The 19,843-nt window shown below is 75.3% G+C and carries 24 protein-coding genes; 9 read left to right on the top strand and 15 right to left on the bottom strand.

The features are described 5' to 3' along the window. The first annotated feature begins 198 nt into the window (after positions 1–198). Together ACH01S_RS03715 and ACH01S_RS03710 are read left to right on the top strand one after the other, a co-directional pair. Positions 199–1,458 (top strand): hypothetical protein, encoded by a 1,260-nt coding sequence (locus tag ACH01S_RS03715; protein ID WP_246236760.1) that lies wholly within the window; start codon positions 199–201, stop codon positions 1,456–1,458. A gap of 78 nt (positions 1,459–1,536) precedes the next feature. Continuing rightward, on the top strand, positions 1,537–1,974 hold the full coding sequence (locus tag ACH01S_RS03710) for a hypothetical protein (protein ID WP_067885350.1): 438 nt from the start codon (positions 1,537–1,539) through the stop codon (positions 1,972–1,974). A gap of 48 nt (positions 1,975–2,022) precedes the next feature. Here the strand turns inward: ACH01S_RS03710 and ACH01S_RS03705 are convergent, their stop codons facing one another. After that, complete coding sequence (locus ACH01S_RS03705; RefSeq protein ID WP_067885347.1) at positions 2,023–3,207, bottom strand: FAD-dependent monooxygenase; 1,185 nt, start codon at positions 3,205–3,207, stop codon at positions 2,023–2,025. Between the two features lie 100 nt (positions 3,208–3,307). Here ACH01S_RS03705 and ACH01S_RS03700 point away from each other — a divergent pair, with 100 nt between their 5' ends. Further along, positions 3,308–3,880 carry a TetR/AcrR family transcriptional regulator gene (locus tag ACH01S_RS03700; protein ID WP_067885345.1) on the top strand — a complete coding sequence of 191 codons (573 nt, stop codon included), beginning with the start codon at positions 3,308–3,310 and terminating at the stop codon, positions 3,878–3,880. A gap of 13 nt (positions 3,881–3,893) precedes the next feature. On the opposite strand, the gene ACH01S_RS03695 is transcribed toward ACH01S_RS03700, so the two are convergent. Beyond that, positions 3,894–4,613: a phosphorylase family protein gene (locus ACH01S_RS03695; protein ID WP_148344439.1), complete on the bottom strand. Its 720-nt coding sequence runs from the start codon at positions 4,611–4,613 to the stop codon at positions 3,894–3,896. Positions 4,614–4,739: 126 nt separating this feature from the next. Here ACH01S_RS03695 and ACH01S_RS03690 point away from each other — a divergent pair, with 126 nt between their 5' ends. Together ACH01S_RS03690 and ACH01S_RS03685 are read left to right on the top strand one after the other, a co-directional pair. Further along, complete coding sequence (locus ACH01S_RS03690) at positions 4,740–5,075, top strand: hypothetical protein (protein WP_067885343.1); 336 nt, start codon at positions 4,740–4,742, stop codon at positions 5,073–5,075. A 35-nt stretch (positions 5,076–5,110) separates the two neighbouring features. Beyond that, on the top strand, positions 5,111–6,286 hold the full coding sequence (locus tag ACH01S_RS03685; protein WP_067885341.1) for a winged helix DNA-binding domain-containing protein: 1,176 nt from the start codon (positions 5,111–5,113) through the stop codon (positions 6,284–6,286). On the opposite strand, the gene ACH01S_RS03680 is transcribed toward ACH01S_RS03685, so the two are convergent. From ACH01S_RS03680 to ACH01S_RS03665, 4 genes are all read right to left on the bottom strand, one after another. Beyond that, on the bottom strand, positions 6,276–6,542 hold the full coding sequence (locus ACH01S_RS03680; RefSeq protein WP_067885339.1) for a hypothetical protein: 267 nt from the start codon (positions 6,540–6,542) through the stop codon (positions 6,276–6,278). The genes ACH01S_RS03685 and ACH01S_RS03680 overlap by 11 nt on opposite strands. Then, positions 6,539–7,726, bottom strand: coding sequence for a hypothetical protein (locus ACH01S_RS03675; RefSeq protein WP_067885337.1), 1,188 nt, complete (start codon positions 7,724–7,726; stop codon positions 6,539–6,541). The genes ACH01S_RS03680 and ACH01S_RS03675 overlap by 4 nt, the downstream gene beginning before the upstream one ends. Positions 7,727–7,775: 49 nt before the next feature. Then, the gene (locus tag ACH01S_RS03670; protein WP_067885335.1) at positions 7,776–8,282 is read right to left on the bottom strand and encodes a SigE family RNA polymerase sigma factor; all 507 of its coding nucleotides are present in this window, start codon (positions 8,280–8,282) and stop codon (positions 7,776–7,778) included. Positions 8,283–8,367: 85 nt separating this feature from the next. Further along, entirely contained in the window at positions 8,368–8,985 is a 618-nt protein-coding gene (locus ACH01S_RS03665) for a hypothetical protein (RefSeq protein WP_148344438.1), read from the bottom strand. A gap of 200 nt (positions 8,986–9,185) precedes the next feature. Here ACH01S_RS03665 and ACH01S_RS03660 point away from each other — a divergent pair, with 200 nt between their 5' ends. Beyond that, positions 9,186–10,871 (top strand): CocE/NonD family hydrolase, encoded by a 1,686-nt coding sequence (locus ACH01S_RS03660; RefSeq protein ID WP_067885331.1) that lies wholly within the window; start codon positions 9,186–9,188, stop codon positions 10,869–10,871. Here the strand turns inward: ACH01S_RS03660 and hisF are convergent. From hisF to ACH01S_RS03625, 8 genes are all read right to left on the bottom strand, one after another. After that, positions 10,868–11,629, bottom strand: a complete 762-nt coding sequence (gene hisF / locus ACH01S_RS03655; RefSeq protein ID WP_067885329.1) for an imidazole glycerol phosphate synthase subunit HisF — start codon at positions 11,627–11,629, stop codon at positions 10,868–10,870. The two genes, ACH01S_RS03660 and hisF, sit on opposite strands and share 4 nt — an antisense overlap. A gap of 16 nt (positions 11,630–11,645) precedes the next feature. Further along, the gene (gene priA, locus ACH01S_RS03650; RefSeq protein WP_067885327.1) at positions 11,646–12,365 is read right to left on the bottom strand and encodes a bifunctional 1-(5-phosphoribosyl)-5-((5-phosphoribosylamino)methylideneamino)imidazole-4-carboxamide isomerase/phosphoribosylanthranilate isomerase PriA; all 720 of its coding nucleotides are present in this window, start codon (positions 12,363–12,365) and stop codon (positions 11,646–11,648) included. Positions 12,366–12,409: 44 nt separating this feature from the next. After that, on the bottom strand, positions 12,410–13,045 hold the full coding sequence (gene hisH, locus ACH01S_RS03645; RefSeq protein WP_218010131.1) for an imidazole glycerol phosphate synthase subunit HisH: 636 nt from the start codon (positions 13,043–13,045) through the stop codon (positions 12,410–12,412). Further along, entirely contained in the window at positions 13,042–13,212 is a 171-nt protein-coding gene (locus ACH01S_RS44275; protein ID WP_169809198.1) for a CG2302 family histidine operon protein, read from the bottom strand. Before ACH01S_RS44275 ends, hisH begins: the two co-directional genes overlap by 4 nt. A 2-nt stretch (positions 13,213–13,214) precedes the next feature. Next, the gene (gene hisB / locus ACH01S_RS03640) at positions 13,215–13,808 is read right to left on the bottom strand and encodes an imidazoleglycerol-phosphate dehydratase HisB (protein ID WP_067885323.1); all 594 of its coding nucleotides are present in this window, start codon (positions 13,806–13,808) and stop codon (positions 13,215–13,217) included. Further along, positions 13,805–14,905 carry a histidinol-phosphate transaminase gene (locus ACH01S_RS03635; RefSeq protein ID WP_067885321.1) on the bottom strand — a complete coding sequence of 367 codons (1,101 nt, stop codon included), beginning with the start codon at positions 14,903–14,905 and terminating at the stop codon, positions 13,805–13,807. Before ACH01S_RS03635 ends, hisB begins: the two co-directional genes overlap by 4 nt. After that, on the bottom strand, positions 14,902–16,209 hold the full coding sequence (gene hisD, locus ACH01S_RS03630; protein ID WP_067885319.1) for a histidinol dehydrogenase: 1,308 nt from the start codon (positions 16,207–16,209) through the stop codon (positions 14,902–14,904). Before hisD ends, ACH01S_RS03635 begins: the two co-directional genes overlap by 4 nt. A gap of 67 nt (positions 16,210–16,276) precedes the next feature. Further along, on the bottom strand, positions 16,277–17,092 hold the full coding sequence (locus ACH01S_RS03625; protein WP_067885317.1) for a PhzF family phenazine biosynthesis protein: 816 nt from the start codon (positions 17,090–17,092) through the stop codon (positions 16,277–16,279). Positions 17,093–17,282: 190 nt separating this feature from the next. Between ACH01S_RS03625 and ACH01S_RS03620 the strand changes: the two genes are divergently transcribed. After that, positions 17,283–17,945, top strand: coding sequence for an LON peptidase substrate-binding domain-containing protein (locus ACH01S_RS03620; RefSeq protein WP_067885315.1), 663 nt, complete (start codon positions 17,283–17,285; stop codon positions 17,943–17,945). Positions 17,946–17,977: 32 nt separating this feature from the next. Continuing rightward, positions 17,978–18,475, top strand: a complete 498-nt coding sequence (ybaK, locus tag ACH01S_RS03615; protein ID WP_067885313.1) for a Cys-tRNA(Pro) deacylase — start codon at positions 17,978–17,980, stop codon at positions 18,473–18,475. On the opposite strand, the gene ACH01S_RS43180 is transcribed toward ybaK, so the two are convergent. Beyond that, the gene (locus ACH01S_RS43180) at positions 18,359–18,976 is read right to left on the bottom strand and encodes a hypothetical protein (RefSeq protein WP_246236758.1); all 618 of its coding nucleotides are present in this window, start codon (positions 18,974–18,976) and stop codon (positions 18,359–18,361) included. The two genes, ybaK and ACH01S_RS43180, sit on opposite strands and share 117 nt — an antisense overlap. Before the next feature lie 99 nt (positions 18,977–19,075). On the opposite strand from ACH01S_RS43180, the gene ACH01S_RS03610 reads away from it, so the two are divergent. Further along, positions 19,076–19,783, top strand: a complete 708-nt coding sequence (locus ACH01S_RS03610) for a DUF6882 domain-containing protein (RefSeq protein ID WP_067885354.1) — start codon at positions 19,076–19,078, stop codon at positions 19,781–19,783. The last annotated feature ends 60 nt before the right edge of the window (positions 19,784–19,843 follow it).

Raw genomic sequence — 19,843 nt, 5'->3', positions numbered from 1 at the left:
GGAGCGAGGGGCCGTTTCCCGGCCCGCGAACGCGGAACGGGAAACGGCCCCTCGCGACTGACGGGGGTTCCAGGGGGTCGGCCCCCTGGGCAAGTACGGCCCCTCGCGACCAACGGGGGTTCCAGGGGGTCGCCCCCTGGGCAAACACAGCCCCTAAAACACTTGCCCGTTATCTGGTCGCGTGCGCATTCTGGCCTCGTGAATAACGAGGTCGTGTTGGAATCGGCGGACACGCTGCACGGTCAGCTGCAGCGGGGGCTCGGGAGGGCCGCGCGGCGCGCGGCGGACCGTCCGGGCGCGGGCGAGTACGTGTACGACTGCGTGCGGCGCGATCCGCGGTGGGATCCGCAGTGCGAGTCGCGGCGGCTGTACTACGCCCGGTTGATGGTCGATCTGGAGTTGCCCGCGGGTCCGGTGGCGGCCCATCTGTTCGATCCGGCGGACCATGCGGACGCGGACGAGTGGCGGGTCGACCTGGCGTTGGGCGTGCTCGCGGACCTCGTGCGGCTGAGCCGGCGGGAGGCGGCGGTGCCGCTGCGCCGGTACGCCGAGGAGGGCGCGCAGTGGTTCGACGCCGTGGAGGAGCTGATCGACCTTGAGGACCCGTCGCTGACCGTCGGGCTGGACGATCTCGTCGCCGCGCGGTGCGACGAGGCCGACCTGGAGATGCTGATCCCGTCCCACCGCAACCCGGTGATCGAGACGTGGGCGGCGCGGCAGCCGCGGATCGCCGAGGCGCTGGCGCGGCACCGGGAGGCGGGCCGGGCGGCGCGCCGGGCGATGGTCGCGGCGCCGGGCCGGGACCGGCAGAGCGAGGACGAGCTGCTCGATCTCGCGCGGCGGCGCGGCGAGGGCGCGATCGCGGCGATCTTCGAGCTCGGCAGGCGGCGGACGATGGCGCTGCTGGACCTCGCGGAGGAGCTGCTGCCGCAGCGGCCGAGCCGGTTCGGCGGCGCGGTGTGCCGGGCGCTGCGCGAGTACGGCCCGGAGACGCTGCCGCGGGCGCGGGCGTGGGCGGCGGCGCGGGACGGCGGCTGCGCCGAGATGGGGCTGCGCATCCTCGCGAGACACGGCACCCGGCAGGACGTCCCGCTGCTGATGGACGAGTTGCGGAGCGCGGTCGGCAGCCGTGAGTGGCGCGGCGCCGCGAGCCCGATCGAGGGCCTCGGCAGGCTCCGCGCGGGCGAGGCCGTGCCGCTGTTGAAGTCCGCTTGGACCGAGTCGACCTATGCCTATTTGAGACCCCGGATATTGACCGCGTTGACGAGGACGGCCCCGCACACCGCCGAGTCCTACACCGTCGAGGGCCTGTGGGACTGCGAGGAGGGCGTCCGCGCGGAGGCCGCGCAGTTCGCGCCGCTCACCGACGACACGCGGCTGCGCCTGCAGCGGCTGCACCACGACGGGGCCGAGGAGCCCGACGTCCGCGCCGCCGCCGCGGCCCGCCTCATGACCTGACTCCCCGCCGGTGAACCCCGCCGGGCCGGGACGCGTATTCAACCCCCGAATCGCGCGTCTCACCCCGGAGGAGAAGCGATGGGTCCCCGACACCACCCCGGCCCGCTCGGGCCGGTCCTGCTGTGCGCGGCCGCGGCGGCGCTGCCGCTGGCCGCGGGCTGTTCGGCCAAGGCCGGCGGGTCCGGCGGGTCCGGCGGGAAGGACGCGAAGCCCGCGTCGATCCAGCGGCTCGCCGAGCAGACGGGCTGCTCGCTCACCGGCAAGCGCAAGGTGAAGGATCTGGAGCAGGGCAACTGCAAGACCGCCCAGGGGCGGTACGTCCTGCTCAGCTTCACCACCGACCAGGGCATGAACGCCTGGCTGGAAGAGGCGAAGCCGTGGGGCGGGACGTACCTCGTCGGGCCGCGCTGGGTCGCGGTCAGCGAGGACAAGACCCTCGCGACGCTCCGCAAGGACCTCGGCGGCAAGATCGTGTACGGCGCCGGGCACGGCATGGACGGCATGAACCATGGCTGACCCTGTCCGGCTCGTCCGGCGCGTCAGGCGCGTCGGGCTCGTCCCGGCTCAGCGACGGGGTTCGGCGGCGGTCAGCTCCGACAGCCGCATCGCCATCCTCCGGCGCGCGGCCGGGACGCGGTCGAGCACCCGCAGGAGCGCGTTGCGGACGCGCCGCGCGGCGGCGCCGTTCGCGGTCGCGGCGCGGGTCATCCGGTCGGTCATCGCGACGACGCCCTCGGCGACGGGCCGCCGCTCGGCCTCGTAGGCGTCGAGGCTCGCCTCGGGCGCGTCCCCGGCGAGCACGGCGGCGAGCCGGGACGCGAGCGCGACCGCGTCCTGGACGCCGGTGTTCATGCCCTGCCCTCCGGCGGGGCTGTGGACGTGGGCGGCGTCCCCGGCGAGCAGGACCCGTCCCGCGCGGTAGCGGTCGGCGAGCCGGTGGTGGACGCGGAAGCGGGAGCTCCACACGACCTCGGTCACCCGGCCGGGCCGGCGGCGGGGGCCGCGCGCGTCCAGCAGCGCCTGGACGTCGGCGAGCGCGGGGTGCTCGGGGGCGTCGTCCATCGTCGCGACGATCCGGTGCCGCCCGCCGGGCAGCGGCGCGACGACGACCAGGCCCGCCGGTGCGAAGAACAGCTGGACCTCGTCGGGCCGCAGGCCCCAGTCGAGCCGCACGTCGGCGAGGACGAACGACTGCGCGTACCCGGCCCCGGCGAAGCCGATCCCGGCCAGCTCGCGGACGGTGCTGTGCATGCCGTCCGCCCCGACGGCGTACCGGGCGCGGACCGTCTCGCCGGTCGAGGTCGTCGCGGTGACGCCGTCCTCGTCCTGGACGAGCGAGACCACCTCGCGGCCCCGGTGGACCGCGCCGCCCGCCGCGCGCAGCCGGGCGGCGAGCACCTCCTCGGTGACGTCCTGCGGCACCATCAGCGTGTACGGGTACCTGGTCGGCAGGCCGTCGAAGTCGACGGTGAGCAGGGCCCGGTCGCCGTCGCGGACGGTGAAGCGCGGCACGATCACGCCGCGCCCGACCAGCTCGTCGGAGACGCCGATGTCCTCCAGGACCTCCAGCGTGCGGGCGTGGACGACGGCGGCGCGCGAGGTGTTCGCGCCCTCGGCCCGGCGGTCGAGGAGCACGGCGTCCGCGCCGCGCGCGGTGAGCGCGGCGGCGAGGGTGAGGCCGACCGGGCCCGCGCCGACGATCAGGACGTCCGTGGTGGCGGGAAGCGGTGCGGGGGGCTGGGTGGACATGGCGTCCTCCGGATCAACGGTTGTTTGCCAACGTCTGTTGGCATTGACTGTACGCCGCCCGGCGCGCTTTGCCAACACGTGTTGGCCTACGATTGTGGGCATGGCTTTCACGCAGCGCTCCGACCAGACCCGGGCGACGATCCTCGACGCTGCCCGCCGCCGGTTCGCCGCGGACGGGTACGACCGGGCGACGATCCGCGCGATCGCCGCCGACGCGGGCATCGACCCGTCGATGGTGATGCGCTACTACGGCAGCAAGGACGGCCTGTTCGCGGCCGCGTCCGACATCGACCTGCGGCTGCCCGACCTCGCGGCCGTCCCGGCGGACGACCTCGGGCGCACCCTCGTCCGGCACTTCGTGGAGCGCTGGGAGGGCGGCCTCGCCGACGAGGTGCTGCCCGTGGTCTTCCGGTCGGCGATCACCAACGAGGCCGCCGCCGAGCGGCTCCGGACGATCTTCGGCGGCCAGGTCGCCGCCGTGCTCGCCCCGCGCGTCGCGGACCCGGCCGAGCTCCCCGCCCGCGCCGGGCTGGTCTCCTCGCAACTGCTTGGCATCGCGCTGTGCCGCTACATCGTGCGGCTGCCGCCGGTCGTGGACATGCCCGTGGACGCGCTCGTCGCGAACCTGGCGCCGACCGTCCAGCGGTACCTCACCGGGCCGCTGACCGGCTGAGGACGGGCGGAGGTCAGGTGGTGCGGGCCCCGGCGTCCGCGGCCTGGTCGCCCTCGCCGCGCACGAGGAGCGCGCCCCAGCGTTCGAGGGCCGGGCCGGTGCGCGCGAGGACGCGCCGCGCCGCCAGCCCCCGCCCGATCGTGCCCGGGTGCAGCAGCGGCCGTCCCGGCCCGTCGACGACGACCCGGACGGCGGCGACCGGGCGCCCCCCGGCATGGGCGGCGACGACGGCGGACTCCATGTCGGCGACCCGCGCGCCCTGCGCCGCCCAGATCGCCCGCTCCCGGCCCCGGACGACGCGGTCGGTGGTCACCAGCGGCCCCACCTGGACGCTCAGGCCGTCCTTGATCAGCTCCTCGGCGAGCAGCCGCGGCGCGCCGCAGGGCACCGGGCGGGCGCCCGGGTCGGCGGCGCGGATCTCGTCGGCGACGAGGACGTCCCCGGGCCGCAGCCGCTCGTCCAGCGCGCCGCCGAAGCCGACGACGACGAGGGCGGCGCGGTCGCCGGGCAGCCGGTCGGCGCGGCGGGCGCGGTAGCCGACGACCACGACGGGCATGCCGGTGAGGCCGCGGCGCACCGCGCGGGCCTCCAGCCCGAGCGCCGCGCACACCACCGGGCCCACGGCCCGGCAGGTCTCCTCGGTCCCGCTCGCCTCGGCCCCGTTCGCCTCAGCTTCGTTCGCCTCGGCCCCGTGCTCCACGGCTCCGTCCCCCTCGGCTCCGTCGGCGGTCACCGGTCCAGCGAAACACGCCGGACGCCGAAGATCCAGTTCCGTCACCGCGCGGGACTACATCGGTTCGCCGGGAATCCGCCTCGCGGAGGGCGCGGCCCGGCGCGGCGCGCGCCTAGACTCCCCGCCATGACCTCCTTTCCCCTTCGGCGGAAGCTGGCCGTCCTGCCGTTCGTGCTGCTGCCCCTCGGCGCCCTCGCGGCGTGCGGCGGGGAGAACAGCAAGACCGACTGCAACGTGAACTCGTGCACGGTGACCTTCGACCGCGGCGTCGAGGCGAGCGCGTCCATCCTCGGCGTGAAGGCCGAGCTGGTGAAGGTCCAGGGCCAGATGGTGACGCTGAAGGTCGGCGGCCAGACGGTGACGGTGCCGGTCGGCGACGGGGAGCAGACCGAGGGGTTCGACGTGTCCGTCCAGTCCGTCACCGACGACCAGGTCGTGGTCAAGATCTCGGCGACCGGCTGACCGGGGCACCCGCCGGACCCGGCTAGGATTCGCTCATGCGTTCGATGAGCGACGCGGAGCGCCGGGCCCGGCTCGGCGTCCGCCACCGGCTGTCCCCCGCCGTCCGGACCGGCGACGTCCTCGACGCCGCGCGGTCGGTGGTCGTGCTGCACGCCACCGACCCGGCCACCGTGTTCCTGTCGGTCGCGGCGCGCACGGCGGGGGTCGGCCCGGCGGCGGTGGAGCGGGCCCTCTACGACGACCGGACGCTGCTGCGGATGCTCGCGATGCGCCGGACGATGTTCGTCGCGCCCGTCGAGCTCGTCCCGGTGCTCCAGGCGTCCACGGCGAACGCGCTGGCGGCCAAGCAGCGCGCGACCTACGGGCGGCTGATCGAGCGCGGCAGCGACATCGCCGACGTCCCGGCGTTCTTCGCCGAGGCGGAGCGGGCCGCGCACGAGACCCTGCTGGCACGCGGCGAGGCGACGGGCGCGCAGCTCAGCGCCGACGCGCCCATCCTGCGGACGCGGGTCGACCCCGCCCCCGGCAAGCCGTACTCGCGGCCCACGAGCGTCACCACGTGGGTCCTCGTCACGCTCGGCTGCGAGGGCCGCATCGTGCGGGGCCGCCCGAACGGGTCGTGGGCGAGCAGCCAGTACCGCTGGTCGCCCGTCGAGGCGTGGCTGCCCGGCGGCGTCGAGGACGTCCCGCCCGCCGAGGCCCGCGCGGAGCTCGTCCGCCGGTGGCTGCGCGCGTTCGGCCCGGCCCCCGTCGCCGACCTCAAGTGGTGGACGGGCTGGAACGCGGGCGACGTCAAGAAGGCCCTCGCGCTCCTCGACGTCACCGAGGTGGAGCTCGGCGGCGGCACCGGGATCGTCCTGTCCGACGACCTGGAGCCGACGCCCCCGCCCGAGCCGTGGGCGGCGCTGCTGCCCGCCCTCGACCCGACGCCGATGGGCTGGCAGGAGCGCGGCTGGTTCCTCGGCCCGCACGGCCCGCGGCTGTTCGACCGCAACGGCAACATCGGCCCCTCCGTCTGGTGGGACGGCCGGATCGTCGGCGGCTGGGCGCAGCGCGCGGACGGCGAGGTCGCCGTCCGCCTGCTGGAGGACGTCGGCGCCGACGCCGCGGCCGCGATCGACGCGGAGGCCGCGCGGACCGCCGACTTCTACGGCGACGTCCGCGCGGTCCCCCGGTTCCGCACCCCGCTGGAGCGCGAGCTCACGTCCTGACGCGCGCGATCAGCGACGCGACGACCTGCGCCCGCTCCGGCGGTCCGGCGGCGAGCCCGCGCAGCACGTCCAGGTCGTAGCGGCCGAGCTCGACGCCGTGCTCGGCGCAGACGCGCAGGAGCAGCTCCAGCGTCCGGGCCCGCATCACGCCGTGCTTGGCGTGCCCGGCGTAGATGTCGCGGACGTCGGCGTAGGCGTCCGCCTCGGTGTCGTACGGCCCGCTCACGGCGGCGGCCTCCCGTGCCGGGGCGGTCACCGGACCCTGCCGAGTCGGTAGTCGGCGCCCTCCCGCCAGAGCAGCCAGCCGCCCGCCGCGAGCACCTGCCCGTCCCAGGCGTGGACGCGCCGGGCCTCGGTGTCGTAGACCGTCGAGCCCCGCCCGGCCGCGTAGGCGATCACGCGGTCGCCCGCGGTGAGCGACGCGGCGGCCCCGTCCCGCCCGCCGTCGCGCCGGACCACCTCCCGCTGGTTCTTCCACCCGGCCCGCTCGACGATCCGGAGGCGGCCCTCGGCGGCCCAGGCGAAGTAGCGGCCGTTGGCGGCGGCCTGCCACTTCTGCTCCGGCGCCGACGGGGTCTCCGTCGCGGTCAGCGGAGTGGACGTCGAGTGCCCGCCGCGCGGGACCTCCATGCTCGGGGGCGGCGGGACCGGGCGCACCCCGGTGGGCAGCGGATGCTCCCGGACGACCCGGTCCGTCCTGACGTCGATCTCGCGGAGCACGCGCTTCTGCGACGGCTCCACCACGAACATCGTCGGATAGGCGAACGCCCTGGCCACGCCGAGCGTCGTCCCGAGGCGGTTCGCGGTCGACCTGCCGGTGTCGGCGCAGCCCTTGGTCCTCGCCTCCCACGGCTGCTCCATCGGGTCGTTGGCCACGACCATGCCGCCGCTCGCGAGGACGGGCTGCGCCGGCGTGGTGCCCTGCGGCCCGATCCGGCGGACGGCGCCGCCGGACGTCCGGCAGGTGAGCTGCCAGGAGTCGGGGGTGATCCAGGTCGTGAACCCGGGCCCCGCGCTGAGCCCTCCTTCGGCCTTGGAGCCGAGGTACCTCGGCTTCGGACTGCGCGGCCCGGCCGCCCAGACGCGCCGGTCGGGGGTGCGGCCGATGACCGAGCCGTCCGCGCCGAGGGCGTCCGGCCGGAACGCGGCCCCGCCCGCGACGGTGCCGGGGATCGTGACGACCGTGGACCTGTCCACCAGGCCGCCCGGCGTCCCGGCGGTGTTCAGGGCGTCCTGCTCGCCGCCGTGCAGCGCGGCGGGCAGCGTCGCCGCGACCGCCACCCCGGCGGTCGCGAGCGCCGCCGCGGGCGCGGCGACCCGGCGCCTCGCCCGCGCGCGGCGCAGCCTGCGGGTGTGCTCGGCGTACGCCCCGGCGCGCGGGCGGACGGTCTCCGCGTGCGCCCCGAACGCGTCCCGGAGCCTGTCCTCGATGCCGTTCATTCGTCCCCTCCCTCGCAGGGGCGGCGCCATGGTCCTCGCTTCGCCGCGATCATGCGTCCTCCTCCTTCAGTCGCCTGCCCAGCGCCGCGATGGCGCGGGCGGCGTGCGCCTTGACGGTGCCGACGGCGATGCCCAGCGTCTCGGCGGTCTCCCGCTCGCTCAGGTCGAGCCAGTACCGCAGCACCAGCACCTCGCGCTGCCGGGCGGGCAGCGCCGCGACGGCCGCGAGCAGGGCCCGCACGTCCTCGCCGTGGACGACGTCGTGCTCGGCGGACCCGGCCGTCCCCGGCGGCGCGAGCTGCGCGTGCCTGCGCCGCGCCATCCGCAGGTGCCGCAGCCGGCTGCGGGACGCGTTGCACACGCTGGCCCGCAGGTACGCCAGCGCGGCCCCCTGGTCGCGGAGCGCGCGGCGCCTGCGGTGCAGCCGGACGAACGCGTCCTGCACGACGTCCTCGGCGTCGTCGGCGCCGAGGAGCGCGGCGAGCCTCACCAGCCCCCAGAAGTGGTCGGTGAACAGTTCCTCGTACCGGTCGTCGTCTCCGTGGGCGTGGGGCATGGCGACGGCCTCTGCTGTCCCGTGGTGCGTCACACGCCAGAGACGAACGTCGGGCGGGAAGGTTTACTCCGCGGACGCGGGTTTCTCAGTACCCGTACGGCACGCCGCCGGCCGACGCCGCCCGGCGCTTGGCGCCGCTCCGCCGCAGGATCGTCACGATGAACGCGACCGCCGCGACCATGCCGAGGCCGAGGGCGGCGAAGAGCGCGAAGCCCAGGTAGCCGTTCGCGGTGTCGTCGGGCGTGACCAGGATGGGGCCGTCCGTGCCCCGGCAGGTGAGCACGGCCGTCCCCGACACGGGCGCCGTGAAAGAGGCGGTGTACCGGTAGGACGCGTGGTCGGACGCGCTCCAGGAGTTCTTGCGCGTCAGCCGGACGGGCCCGGACCGCCCGTCCGCCTTGACCGAGCACGCGAACGGCGACGGCGCGCCCGCGCGGACGTAGAGGAAGTACCCGAACCCCTCTTCGAGCCGGACCGTCACCCCGGCGGCGGGATCGCCCGCCCCGGACGGGCCGTTCGCGGCGTCGGTGTCGTCCCAGAGCAGCGCGAACACCGCGAAGAACCCGACGACGGCCACGAGGACAAGGGCGGCGGGCAGCGCGTACCACCCGGCGGCGGGCCGGACGCGCGGCGGCGGCCCGGTCCACGCGGGCCCCGGTGGTCCTGCGGGTGGCGGTCCCGCGGGCGGCGGAGGAGGTCCCATCGGCGGGTTCGCCCCGGGCCACATATGTCTCCCCCCTGCGGAACCGGCTCTGCACCCGCCACGATCCCAGAGATCCCGTTTCCTCGCCAGATGGGGGGTTTCACCTGGCCCGGGTGCCAGGCGGCGCGGTTGCGGGCCGCGCGGGCGGTTACCTTACCAATTGGTAGCGAATCGCGGACGGAGACAGCGACGGAGGCAGCATGGCGCCCTGGGACCGACTGCCCGCCCCGCCGGTGAGGCTCCTCCGTCCCCGCGGGCTGCTCCCCTACACCGTCGAGCGCGACCTGCCGGTGGCCATGCCGGACGGCGTGGTCCTGCGCGCCGACCGGTACGTCCCGCTCGGGGTGCGGCGGCCGCCGACGATCCTCGTCCGCACCCCCTACGGGCGGCGCGGCCCGGCCGCCCTCGCCAACGGGCTGCCGTTCGTCCCGTTCGGGTTCCAGCTCGTGGCGCAGAGCACGCGCGGGACGTCCGGCTCCGGCGGCGAGTTCGACCCGCTCGGCGGCGAGCGCGAGGACGGCCTCGCCACCGTGGCGTGGCTGAAGCGGCAGCCGTGGTTCCACGGGGCGTTCGCCGCGTTCGGCCCGAGCTACCTCGGCTACGCGGCGTGGGCGATCGCGGCGGAGGCGGGCCCGGAGCTGAAGGCGATGTCGCTGCAGATCACCGCGTCCACGTTCCGGGACGCGGCCTACGTCGGCGGGTCGTTCGCGCTGGAGTCCACGCTCACCTGGACGGGCCTCACGCACCGGCAGCGGCGGCGGTTCGGCATGGTGACCGGGCCGCTCGTGTCGCACCGCCGCGCCCTGCGCGCCGCCCGGTCCGGCCGCCCCCTCGCCGAGCTGGACGTCCTCGCCGGGGGCGAGCGGATGCGCTTCTACCAGGACCTCCTCGCCAGCCACGCCGAGGAGAACGGCTACTGGGACGGGCGCGACTTCAGCGGCACCGTCGGCGCGGTGTCCGCGCCCGTCACCATGGTCGGCGGCTGGTACGACGTGTTCCTGCCGTGGCAGCTCCGCGACTACCTCGCGCTGCGCGCCGCCGGGCACGTCCCCTACCTCACGGTCGGGCCCTGGTGGCACACCGACCCGCGGCACGGCCTCGTCACGATCCGCGAGACGCTCGCCTGGTTCCGGGCGCACCTGCTCGGCGACCCGTCCGGGCTGCGGCGCGACCCCGTCCGCGTCTACGTCACGGGCGCGCGGGAGTGGCGGCACTACCGCGACTGGCCCCCGCCCGGCATGCGGCAGGCGCGCTGGCACCTGCACGCGGGCGGCGGGCTCGGCGAGGACGGCCCCCGGGACGGCCCGCCGAGCGCCTACCGGTTCGACCCGGCGCGGCCGACGCCCGCGCTCGGCGGACCGACCCTGCTCGGCAGCTCCCGGCCGGTCGACAACCGGCCGGTGGAGCGGCGCCCGGACGTCCTCGTGTTCACCTCCGCCGTCCTGCCCGCCGACCTGGAGGTCATCGGCCCGGTCGGCGCCGACCTGTTCGTCCGCTCGGACCGGGAGCACACCGACTTCGTCGTCCGGCTCTGCGACGTCGCGCCGGACGGGGCGTCCCGCAACGTCTGCGAGGGCGGGCTGCGCCTGCCCGCCGCCGCGGAGAAGCCCGTCGGGACGGACGGCGTCCGCCGGATCGCCGTGGACCTGTGGCCGACCGGGCACCGGTTCCCGCGCGGGCACCGCGTCCGCGTCCACGTGACGAGCGGCGCCCACCCGAAGGTCGCCGCGAACCCCGGCACCGGCGAGCCGCTCGCCACCGCGACCCGCATGGTCACGGCCCGCCAGGAGGTGTTCCACGACCCGGACCGGCCGTCCGCGATCATCCTGCCGATCGCCGAGCGCGGCCCGGACGCCGCCGTCCCCGCCGACGAGGACGCCTTCTAACGGACCGGGTCACCCGCCGCGCGCAGGGCGTCCTTGACCTCGGAGATCTTCAGCTCGCCGAAGTGGAAGACGCTGGCGGCGAGGACGGCGTCCGCGCCCGCCGCGACCGCGGGCGCGAAGTGCTCCACCGCGCCCGCCCCGCCGCTGGCGATCACCGGGACCGTCACCGCGGCCCGGACCTTCGCGAGCATCTCCAGGTCGAAGCCCGCCTTGGTGCCGTCCGCGTCCATGGAGTTGAGCAGGATCTCCCCGACGCCGAGGTCCTGGCCCCGGCGGGCCCACTCGACCGCGTCGATGCCGGTCCCCCGGCGGCCGCCGTGCGTGGTGACCTCGAAGCCGGAGGGCGTGCCCTCAGCGCGGCGGGCGTCCACCGACAGGACGACGCACTGCGACCCGAACCGGTGCGCGGCCTCCCGCAGGAACTCCGGGCGCGCGATCGCCGCCGTGTTGACCGACACCTTGTCGGCGCCCGCGCGCAGCAGCCGGTCGATGTCGTCCACGGTGCGGACGCCGCCGCCGACCGTCAGCGGGATGAACACCTGCTCGGCCGTCCGCCGGACGACGTCGTACGTCGTCGACCGGTCGGCGCTGGAGGCGGTGATGTCGAGGAACGTCAGCTCGTCCGCGCCCTCGGCGTCGTACCGGGCGGCCAGCTCGACGGGGTCGCCCGCGTCCCGCAGGTTCTGGAAGTTGACGCCCTTGACCACCCGGCCCGCGTCGACGTCCAGGCAGGGGATCACCCGTACGGCGACGGTCACTTCACGGCCTCCCCGCTCACTTCACAACCTCCAGGGCTTCTTCCAGCGTGAACGCCTGCGCGTAGAGGGCCTTGCCGACGATCGCGCCCTCCACGCCGTCCGCGACGAGCCCGGCGAGGGCGCGCAGGTCGTCCAGGGACGAGACGCCGCCCGACGCGATCACCGGCTTGTCGGTGCGGGAGCAGACCTCGCGGAGCAGGTCGGTGTTCGGGCCGCGGAGGGTGCCGTCCTTGGTGACGTCGGTGACGACGTAGCGGGGGCAGCCGTCGTCCTCCAGGCGGGCGAGGACGTCCCACAGGTCGCCGCCCTCGCGCGTCCAGCCGCGGGCGGCGAGGACGGTGCCGCGCACGTCCAGGCCCACCGCGATCCGGTCGCCGTGCGAGGCGATGATCTTGCGGCACCAGGCCGGGTCCTCCAGCGCGGCGGTGCCGATGTTGACGCGGGCGCAGCCGGTGCCGAGGGCGGCCTCCAGCGACGCGTCGTCGCGGATGCCGCCGGACAGCTCGACCTTCACGTCCAGCCGCCCCGTCACCTCGGCGAGCAGCTCGCGGTTGGAGCCGCGCCCGAACGCGGCGTCGAGGTCGACGAGATGGATCCACTCCGCGCCCGCCCGCTGCCAGGCGAGCGCCGCGTCCAGCGGCGCGCCGTAGGAGGTCTCGGTGCCGGCCTCCCCCTGGACCAGGCGGACCGCCTGGCCCGAGGCGACGTCAACGGCGGGAAGGAGCGTCAGGGACATGCGGAAACCCTATCGAGGCAGATACAGATGAGGACGGGGACAGGTCAGCCGAGCGTGCCGAGCCAGTTGCGCAGGAGCGCCGCGCCGGCGTCGCCGGACTTCTCCGGGTGGAACTGGGTGGCGCACAGCGGGCCGTTCTCGACCCCGGCGACGAAGCGGTCGCCGTGCTCGGACCAGGTGACGAGCGGCGCCGGGATGGTGCCGGTCGGGTCGGGTTCGAGGTCCCAGCTCCGCGCGGCGTAGGAGTGGACGAAGTAGAACCGCGCGTCCGCCAGGCCGTCGAACAGGACGGACCCCTCGGGCACGTCCACGGTGTTCCAGCCCATGTGCGGGACGACCGGCGCGTCCAGCCGGTCGACCGTGCCCGGCCACTCGGCGCAGCCCTCGGTGGTGACGCCGTGCTCGATGCCCTTGGCGAACAGGATCTGCATGCCGACGCAGATGCCGAGGACGGGGCGCCCCCCGGCGAGCCGCCGTCCGATGATCTGCTCGCCGCGCACCGCGCGCAGCCCCGCCATGCAGGCGGCGAACGCGCCGACGCCGGGGACGACCAGGCCGTCCGCGCCGAGCGCGGCGTCCGGGTCGGCGGTGACGGTCACGTCCGCGCCCGCGCGGGCGACGGCGCGCTCGGCGGACCGCAGGTTCCCCGAGCCGTAGTCGAGGACGACGACCTTCCTCACAGCCACAGCACGCCCCCGAGGAAGGCGAGCCCCGCGAAGACCAGCAGGATCAGCGCGCCGAACTTGATGCCCTGCTTGATGAAGCTGTACACGCCCGCCAGCAGGAACAACGCGACCGCGAACAGCGCGACGTTGCCGAAGGTGAGCTCCGCACCGGCGATCTCCACCGCTACAGGGCCCCCTTCGTGGACGGCACGCCGTGCACCTTCGGGTCGAGCGCCACGGCGTCGCGCAGCGCCCGCGCGAGCGCCTTGAACTGCGCCTCGACGATGTGGTGCGCGTTCCGCCCGTACGGGACGTGGACGTGCAGCGCGATCCGCGCGTTCGACACGAACGACTCGAACACGTGCCGGGTCATCGTGGTGTCGTACTCGGGGCCGATCATGGGGGCCATGCCGTCCGGCTCGACGTGCACCAGGTACGGGCGGCCGGACACGTCGACGGTGACCTGGGCGAGCGCCTCGTCCAGCGGGATCGACGCGTCGGCGAACCGCCGGATGCCGGACTTGTCGCCGAGCGCCTCGCGGAACGCCTGGCCGAGGGCGATCGCGGTGTCCTCGATGGTGTGGTGGCTGTCGATGTGGAGGTCGCCGGTGGTCTTGACGGTCAAGTCGAACGACCCGTGCTTGCCGAGCTGGGCCAGCATGTGGTCGAAGAACCCCACGCCGGTCGCGACGTCGACCTGCCCGGTGCCGTCCAGGTCGATCTCGACGAGGACCGTGGTCTCCTTGGTCCCGCGCTCGACTCTGCCCTTGCGCGTCACAGACCCTCCTTCAGTGCTTGTGTCAGTGCGGTGCGGAAGGCGGCCATCTCGTCCGGGGTGCCGACGCTGACCCGCAGCCACTCGGGCGGCCCCACCTCCCGGATCAGGACGCCGCGCGCGAGCAGCGCCTCCCACACCGCGCGGCGGTCGGGGAACGTGCCGAACAGGACGAAGTTGGCGTCGGAGTCGGCCACCCGGAACCCCTCGGCGCGCAGCCACGCGACGAGCGCGTCGCGGTCGCGGCGCAGCGCCTCGACGCCGCCGAGCAGCTCCGCGCCGTGCGCGAGCGCCGTGCGCGCCACCGCCTGGGTGACCGCCGACAGGTGGTACGGCAGCCGGACGAGCAGCAGCGCGTCGATCACGGCGGGGTCGGCGGCGAGGTAGCCGAGCCGCGTCCCGGCCATCGCGAACGCCTTGGACATCGTCCGGGTGACGATCAGCCGCGGGCGGCCGTCGAGCAGCGTCAGCGCGGACGGCGTGCCCTCCCGGCGGAACTCGGCGTACGCCTCGTCGACGACGACCATGCCGGGCGCGGCGTCGAGGACCGCCTCGATCGCCGCCAGCGGCAGCGCCGTGCCGGTCGGGTTGTTCGGCGAGGTCAGGAACACGATGTCGGGCTGGTGCTCCTCGATCGCCGCGACCGCGCGGGCCGCGTCGATGCCGAAGTCGTCGTCGCGGAAGGCGTTCACCCAGCGCGTCCCGGACACCCCGGTGATGATCGGGTGCATCGAGTAGGACGGCTCGAAGCCGAGCGCGGTGCGGCCCGCCCCGCCGAACGCCTGCAGGATCTGCTGGATGATCTCGTTGGAGCCGTTCGCCGCCCACACCCGGCCGCCGTCGAGGCCCAGGCCGGGCGTGTCGGCGTTCAGGAACGCGGCGAGGTCGGCGCGCAGGGCGACGGCGTCGCGGTCGGGGTAGCGGTTCAGGGTCCCGGCGACGTCCATGACGGCCTCGCCGAGCGCCTTCACCAGCCGGTCGGACGGCGGGTAGGGGTTCTCGTTGGTGTTCAGCGCGTACGGGACGTCGAGCTGCGGCGCGCCGTAGGGCTCCCGGCCGCGCAGGTCGGCGCGCAGCGGGAGGTCGCCGAGCGAGGTCACGACGGCACCTCCCAGTCGAAGCGGGCCTTCAGCGCCGCGCCGTGGGCGGGCAGGTCCTCGGCCTCGGCGAGGGCGACGACCCGGGCGGTCGCGTCGGCGAGCGCGGCGCGGTCGTACTCCACGACGTGCACGCCGCGCAGGAACGACTGCACCGACAGCCCGGACGAGTGGCACGCGCACCCGCCGGTCGGCAGGACGTGGTTGGACCCGGCGAGGTAGTCGCCGAGCGAGACCGGCGCGTACCGCCCGACGAAGACCGCCCCGGCGTTGCGGACGCGGGCCGCCACGGCGGCGGCGTCCTCGGTGTGGATCTCCAGGTGCTCGGCGGCGTAGGCGTCCACGACGCGCAGGCCGTCCTCGACCGAGTCGACCAGGACGATGCCGGACTGCCGCCCGGCCAGCGCCTCGGTGATCCGCTCGGTGTGCCGGGTGCGGTCGACCTGGGCCTTGAGCTCGGCCTCGACCTCGTCCGCGAGCCGGACCGAGTCGGTCACGAGGACGGCGGCGGCGAGCACGTCGTGCTCGGCCTGGCTGATCAGGTCGGCGGCGACGTCCACCGGGTCGGCGGTCGCGTCGGCGAGGATCGCGATCTCCGTCGGGCCCGCCTCGGCGTCGATGCCGACCACGCCCTTGAGCAGCCGCTTGGCGGCGGCGACGTACACGTTGCCGGGCCCGGTGACGAGGTCGGCGCGGCGGCACTCCTCGGTGCCGTAGGCGAACATCGCGATCGCCTGCGCGCCGCCCGCCGCGTGGACCTCCTCCACGCCGAGCAGCGCGCACGCCGCGAGGATCGCCGGGTGCGGCAGGCCCCCGAACTCCTTCTGCGCGGGCGAGGTGACGGCGAGGGAGGCGACCCCCGCCTCCTGCGCCGGGACGACGTTCATGACCACGCTGGACGGGTACACGGCCCGTCCGCCCGGCACGTACAGCCCGACCCGCTCGACCGGTATCCAGCGCTCGGTGACGGTGCCCCCAGGCACCACCTGGGTGGTGACGTCGGCGCGGCGCTGCGCCCGGTGCACGGCGCGCGCCCGCCGGACGCTCTCCTCCAGCGCGTCGCGGACGGCCGGGTCGAGCCCGGCGAGCGCCCGCTCGATCTCCGCCGCCGGGACGCGGGTGCGCTCCAGCTCCACCCCGTCGAACGCCCTGGTGTGCTCCCGGACCGCCGCCGACCCGCGATGGCGCACGTCGTCGCAGATGGGCCGCACCTTCTCCAGGGCGGCCTCGACGTCGAGCTCGGCGCGGGGCAGCACGGCGCGCAGGTCGCCCGGGAGCGAGCCGCGCAGGTCGATTCGGGAAATCACCCGTCCAGTCTACGGAGTTCCCCCCGTCCCCCGCGCACCGCCTCACGTGCCGAGACGCACGTGTCGATCAGGCTTTCAGCGCCCCGTCGAGCACGGTCACGGCCGTCCCGGACAGGACGACGCGGTCGCCGCGCGGCGCCACCCGGACGCGCCCGCCGCGCGCCGACGCCTGGTAGCCGGTCAGCACGCCGCGGCCGAGGCGCTCCGCCCAGTAGGGGCCGAGGGCGCAGTGCGCGGACCCGGTCACCGGGTCCTCGCCGCCGTCCGGCAGGACGCGCGGGGCGAAGAACCGGGACACGAAGTCGTACCCGCGCCCGGCGTCCGCCGCCGCGGTGACGATCACGCCCCGGGCGTCGATGCGGGCGAGCGCCGCGACGTCGGGCGCCAGCTCGCGGACGGCGGTCTCGTCCGCGACTTCGGCCAGCACGTCGTTCTGGACGTTCCGGCCCGCCGCCGCCACCGCGACGCCGAGCGCCTCGGCGAGCCCGGCCGGGACGGCGACCGGCTCCGCCGGGCAGGACGGGAAGTCCATCGACAGCGCGCCGCCCGCGTCCCGCTCGACGGTGAGGACTCCGCTCCTGAGCGTCCGGAACCGGACCGGACGGCCCGGCTCGGCCGTCCCCGTCTCGTACAGCGCGTGGGCGGCGCCCATCGTGGCGTGCCCGCACAGCGCGACCTCCACGAGCGGGGTGAACCAGCGCAGCTCGCAGTCGGCCTCGGGGTCGTCCCGGAGCGGGCGCACGAACGCGGTCTCCGAATGCCTCATCTCGGCCGCGACCCGCTGCATCCACGCGGGCTCGGCCTCGTCCCGGAGGAGGCACACCCCCGCCGGGTTCCCGCTGAACGGACGGTCGGCGAAGGCGTCCACGACGAGCATCCTCATGGCGCGACGGTACCGGCCGCCCCGCGCGGGCGGGCACGGCCGATCGGCGGGAAGTGGCCCGCCGGGCGGCGCGGGGATGACTTTCGCTTCACAATCTGAAAATCTCTCCCTTACCAAGATCATCGCCTTGGACGTAGGCTGGCGCCGAACGGCGTTCTCCCGGTGGCGCCCCGGAGCGTGGAGAGAGAGTGTGACCGAGCGGCTCCCCCTGTTCCCGCTGGGCACCGTACTGTTCCCGGGGCTGGTGCTCCCCCTGCATCTGTTCGAGGACCGCTACCTCCGGCTGGTCGCCGACCTGCTCGACCGGCCCGAGCCGCGCGGCTTCGGCGTCGTCGGCATCGAGCTCGGCCACGAGGTCGGCGAGTCCGCCGCGCACCGGCTCGCGGAGGTGGGCTGCGTCGCCGAGCTGCGCGACGCCCGCCGCCACCCGGACGGCCGGTACGACGTCGTGACCGTCGGCGCCCGCCGGTTCCGGCTCAAGGAGCTCGACCGGTCCCGCCCCTACCTGCAGGGCGAGGTCGAGTTCCTGCCCGAGGACGCGGGGACCGACCCCGAGCCCGCGGCGGTGCGCGTCCGGCGGCTGTACCGGCTGTACCGGCACCGGCTGCGCTCGGCCGGGGCCGGCCCGTTCGAGGACGGCGAACCGCCGCGCGACCCGGTCGCCCTGTCGTACGCGATCGCGGCGGCGCTCGTCCTGGACGGCCACGAGAAGCAGCGCCTGCTGGAGTGCGAGGACGCCGCACTCCGCCTTGAGGCCGAACGCGACCTGCTGGCCAGGGAGAACCGCATCCTGGACGTGCTGCCGATGATCCCCGCAGGCCAGTTCCTGGACGGCTCGTTCCACCCGAACTGACCGGCCGCGGCGGGCCACGGCACACTGGCCCCATGAGCACCGCGAAGGCCAAGGGCGGCATGGGCACCCCGGCGACCGTCGCCGCCGCCAAGGCGAAGATCGAGTTCACCCTGCACCCCTACGAGGTGGACCCGGACGCCGAGTCCTACGGGGAGGCCGCCGCCGAGGCCCTCGGCATCTCCCCCGACCGGATCTTCAAGACGCTGCTCGCCGAGGTGGACGGGCGGCTCACGGTCGGCGTCGTCCCGGTGTCGGGCACCCTCGACCTGAAGGCGCTCGCCGCGGCGGCCGGGGGCAAGAAGGCGCGGATGGCCGACCCGAAGGACGCCGAGCGCGCCACCGGCTACGTCGTCGGCGGGATCAGCCCGCTCGGCCAGCGCAGGCGGCTGCCGACCGTGGTCGACGCGTCGGTGTCAGGGCTCGCGACCGTCTACGTCTCGGCCGGGCGCCGCGGACTGCAGATCGAGCTCGTCCCCGCCGACCTCGTCCGGCTCACCGGCGCCGTCGTCGCCGCCATCGCCCGCGGGTAGCCGCCGGACGACCACTTCGAGCAGCCCGTAGGCGGCGACCGCGACCACCGCCCAGAACACGAGGACGCCCTTCGCGCGCAGGTCGGCGACGCCCGTCACGGTGTCGCCGTCGTGCGCGCGGCGGACCGCGGCGTGGAAGCCGTCCAGCCCGATGAGGTGCCCGGTCTGCCAGGCGAGGACGGCCGCGGCGACGCCGCCGACGGCCAGCCCGAGCAGCAGCGCGAGGTCGTTGCGGCGGCCGCCCGCGAGGTAGGCGGCGCAGCCGCAGACCAGCCCGGCGAGGACGGTGATCACCCCGAACCGGGCGTCGATCCCGATCGGACCCTGACCTTCCGGATCGGCCAGCAATGGCTCACCCTGGACTATTACGTATGTCACCTTGGGGACGGTCTTCGCCCACAGCAGCCCCAGCGGCGGACCGAGCACGGTGACGATGGCGGCGGTGACCGCCCACGTCCGAAGGATCCTCGACGTCAAGAGCCGCCCGGCGGGTCCCCGCACCTCGTACGCTCCTCGATGAAGGTCCTCTGACAGCGAAAGCCTAGCCTGTCCGATTACCGCCCACGATGGCCCCGACCACTGGGATAATGTGTGCCCGACATGTCCGGATTCAGTCCCGCGTTCGAACGCCTAGGCGCCGCGCTGGCGGCCGTCGTCCTGCAGCAGCAGGAGACGCTCGCCGAGTTCCTGCCGCGCGAGGACTGGAGCGCCGACCTCACCGCGCGCACCTACTCCAGCGGCGGCGTCACCGTCCGCGTGTCGCTGCTCGGCAGCTACGCCGCCCGCGAGCGCACCTGGCTGTGGGGCTGGGCGAACCCCCAGTTCGGCGACGCCCATCCCGCGGTCGCCCCGACCCTCGTCATCCGGACGATCGGCGAGCGGCTCGGCGTCGCCGAGTTCACCACGCCCGAGGTCGACCTGTCCTGGTACGAGGGCCCCGCCGGGCACGGCGGCGAGCTGATCGCGATGGCCGCGGGCGGCGTCCTCGGCGGCGCCGGCTACATCGGCGCGGGCTACGACGGCGGCTCCGCCTACCTGCACGTCGACGACCCGCAGGCCCCGCCCGCCCAGTGGGACCCGGTCCCCCTCCCCCGGCTCCTCGCCAACGCCGCCAGCCTGTTCCCGCACGAGCCGCGGCTGACCCTCGCCGGGCTCCTGTCCCGGCACCGCGTCCCCTACCGCCAGACCGACCTGCTCACCGAGGCGAGCCTCCCCGGCGGCGGCACCGCCCGCGCCCGCTTCGACGGCCTAGGCCGCTTCGTCGACTGGACCTCGTCCCTAGACGCGATCCCAACTCCATCACCCTGAACGACGTCCCCTCGCGAGCAACGGGGCCCTAGGCAAACAAAGCGACCTGAGCCGGGGCCA

The organism is Actinomadura chibensis NBRC 106107, from assembly GCF_001552135.1.
Taxonomy (GTDB): Bacteria; Actinomycetota; Actinomycetes; order Streptosporangiales; family Streptosporangiaceae; genus Spirillospora; species Spirillospora chibensis.
Note: the sequence above shows the minus strand (reverse complement) of the source record. Positions and strands in the feature narration are given on the sequence as shown.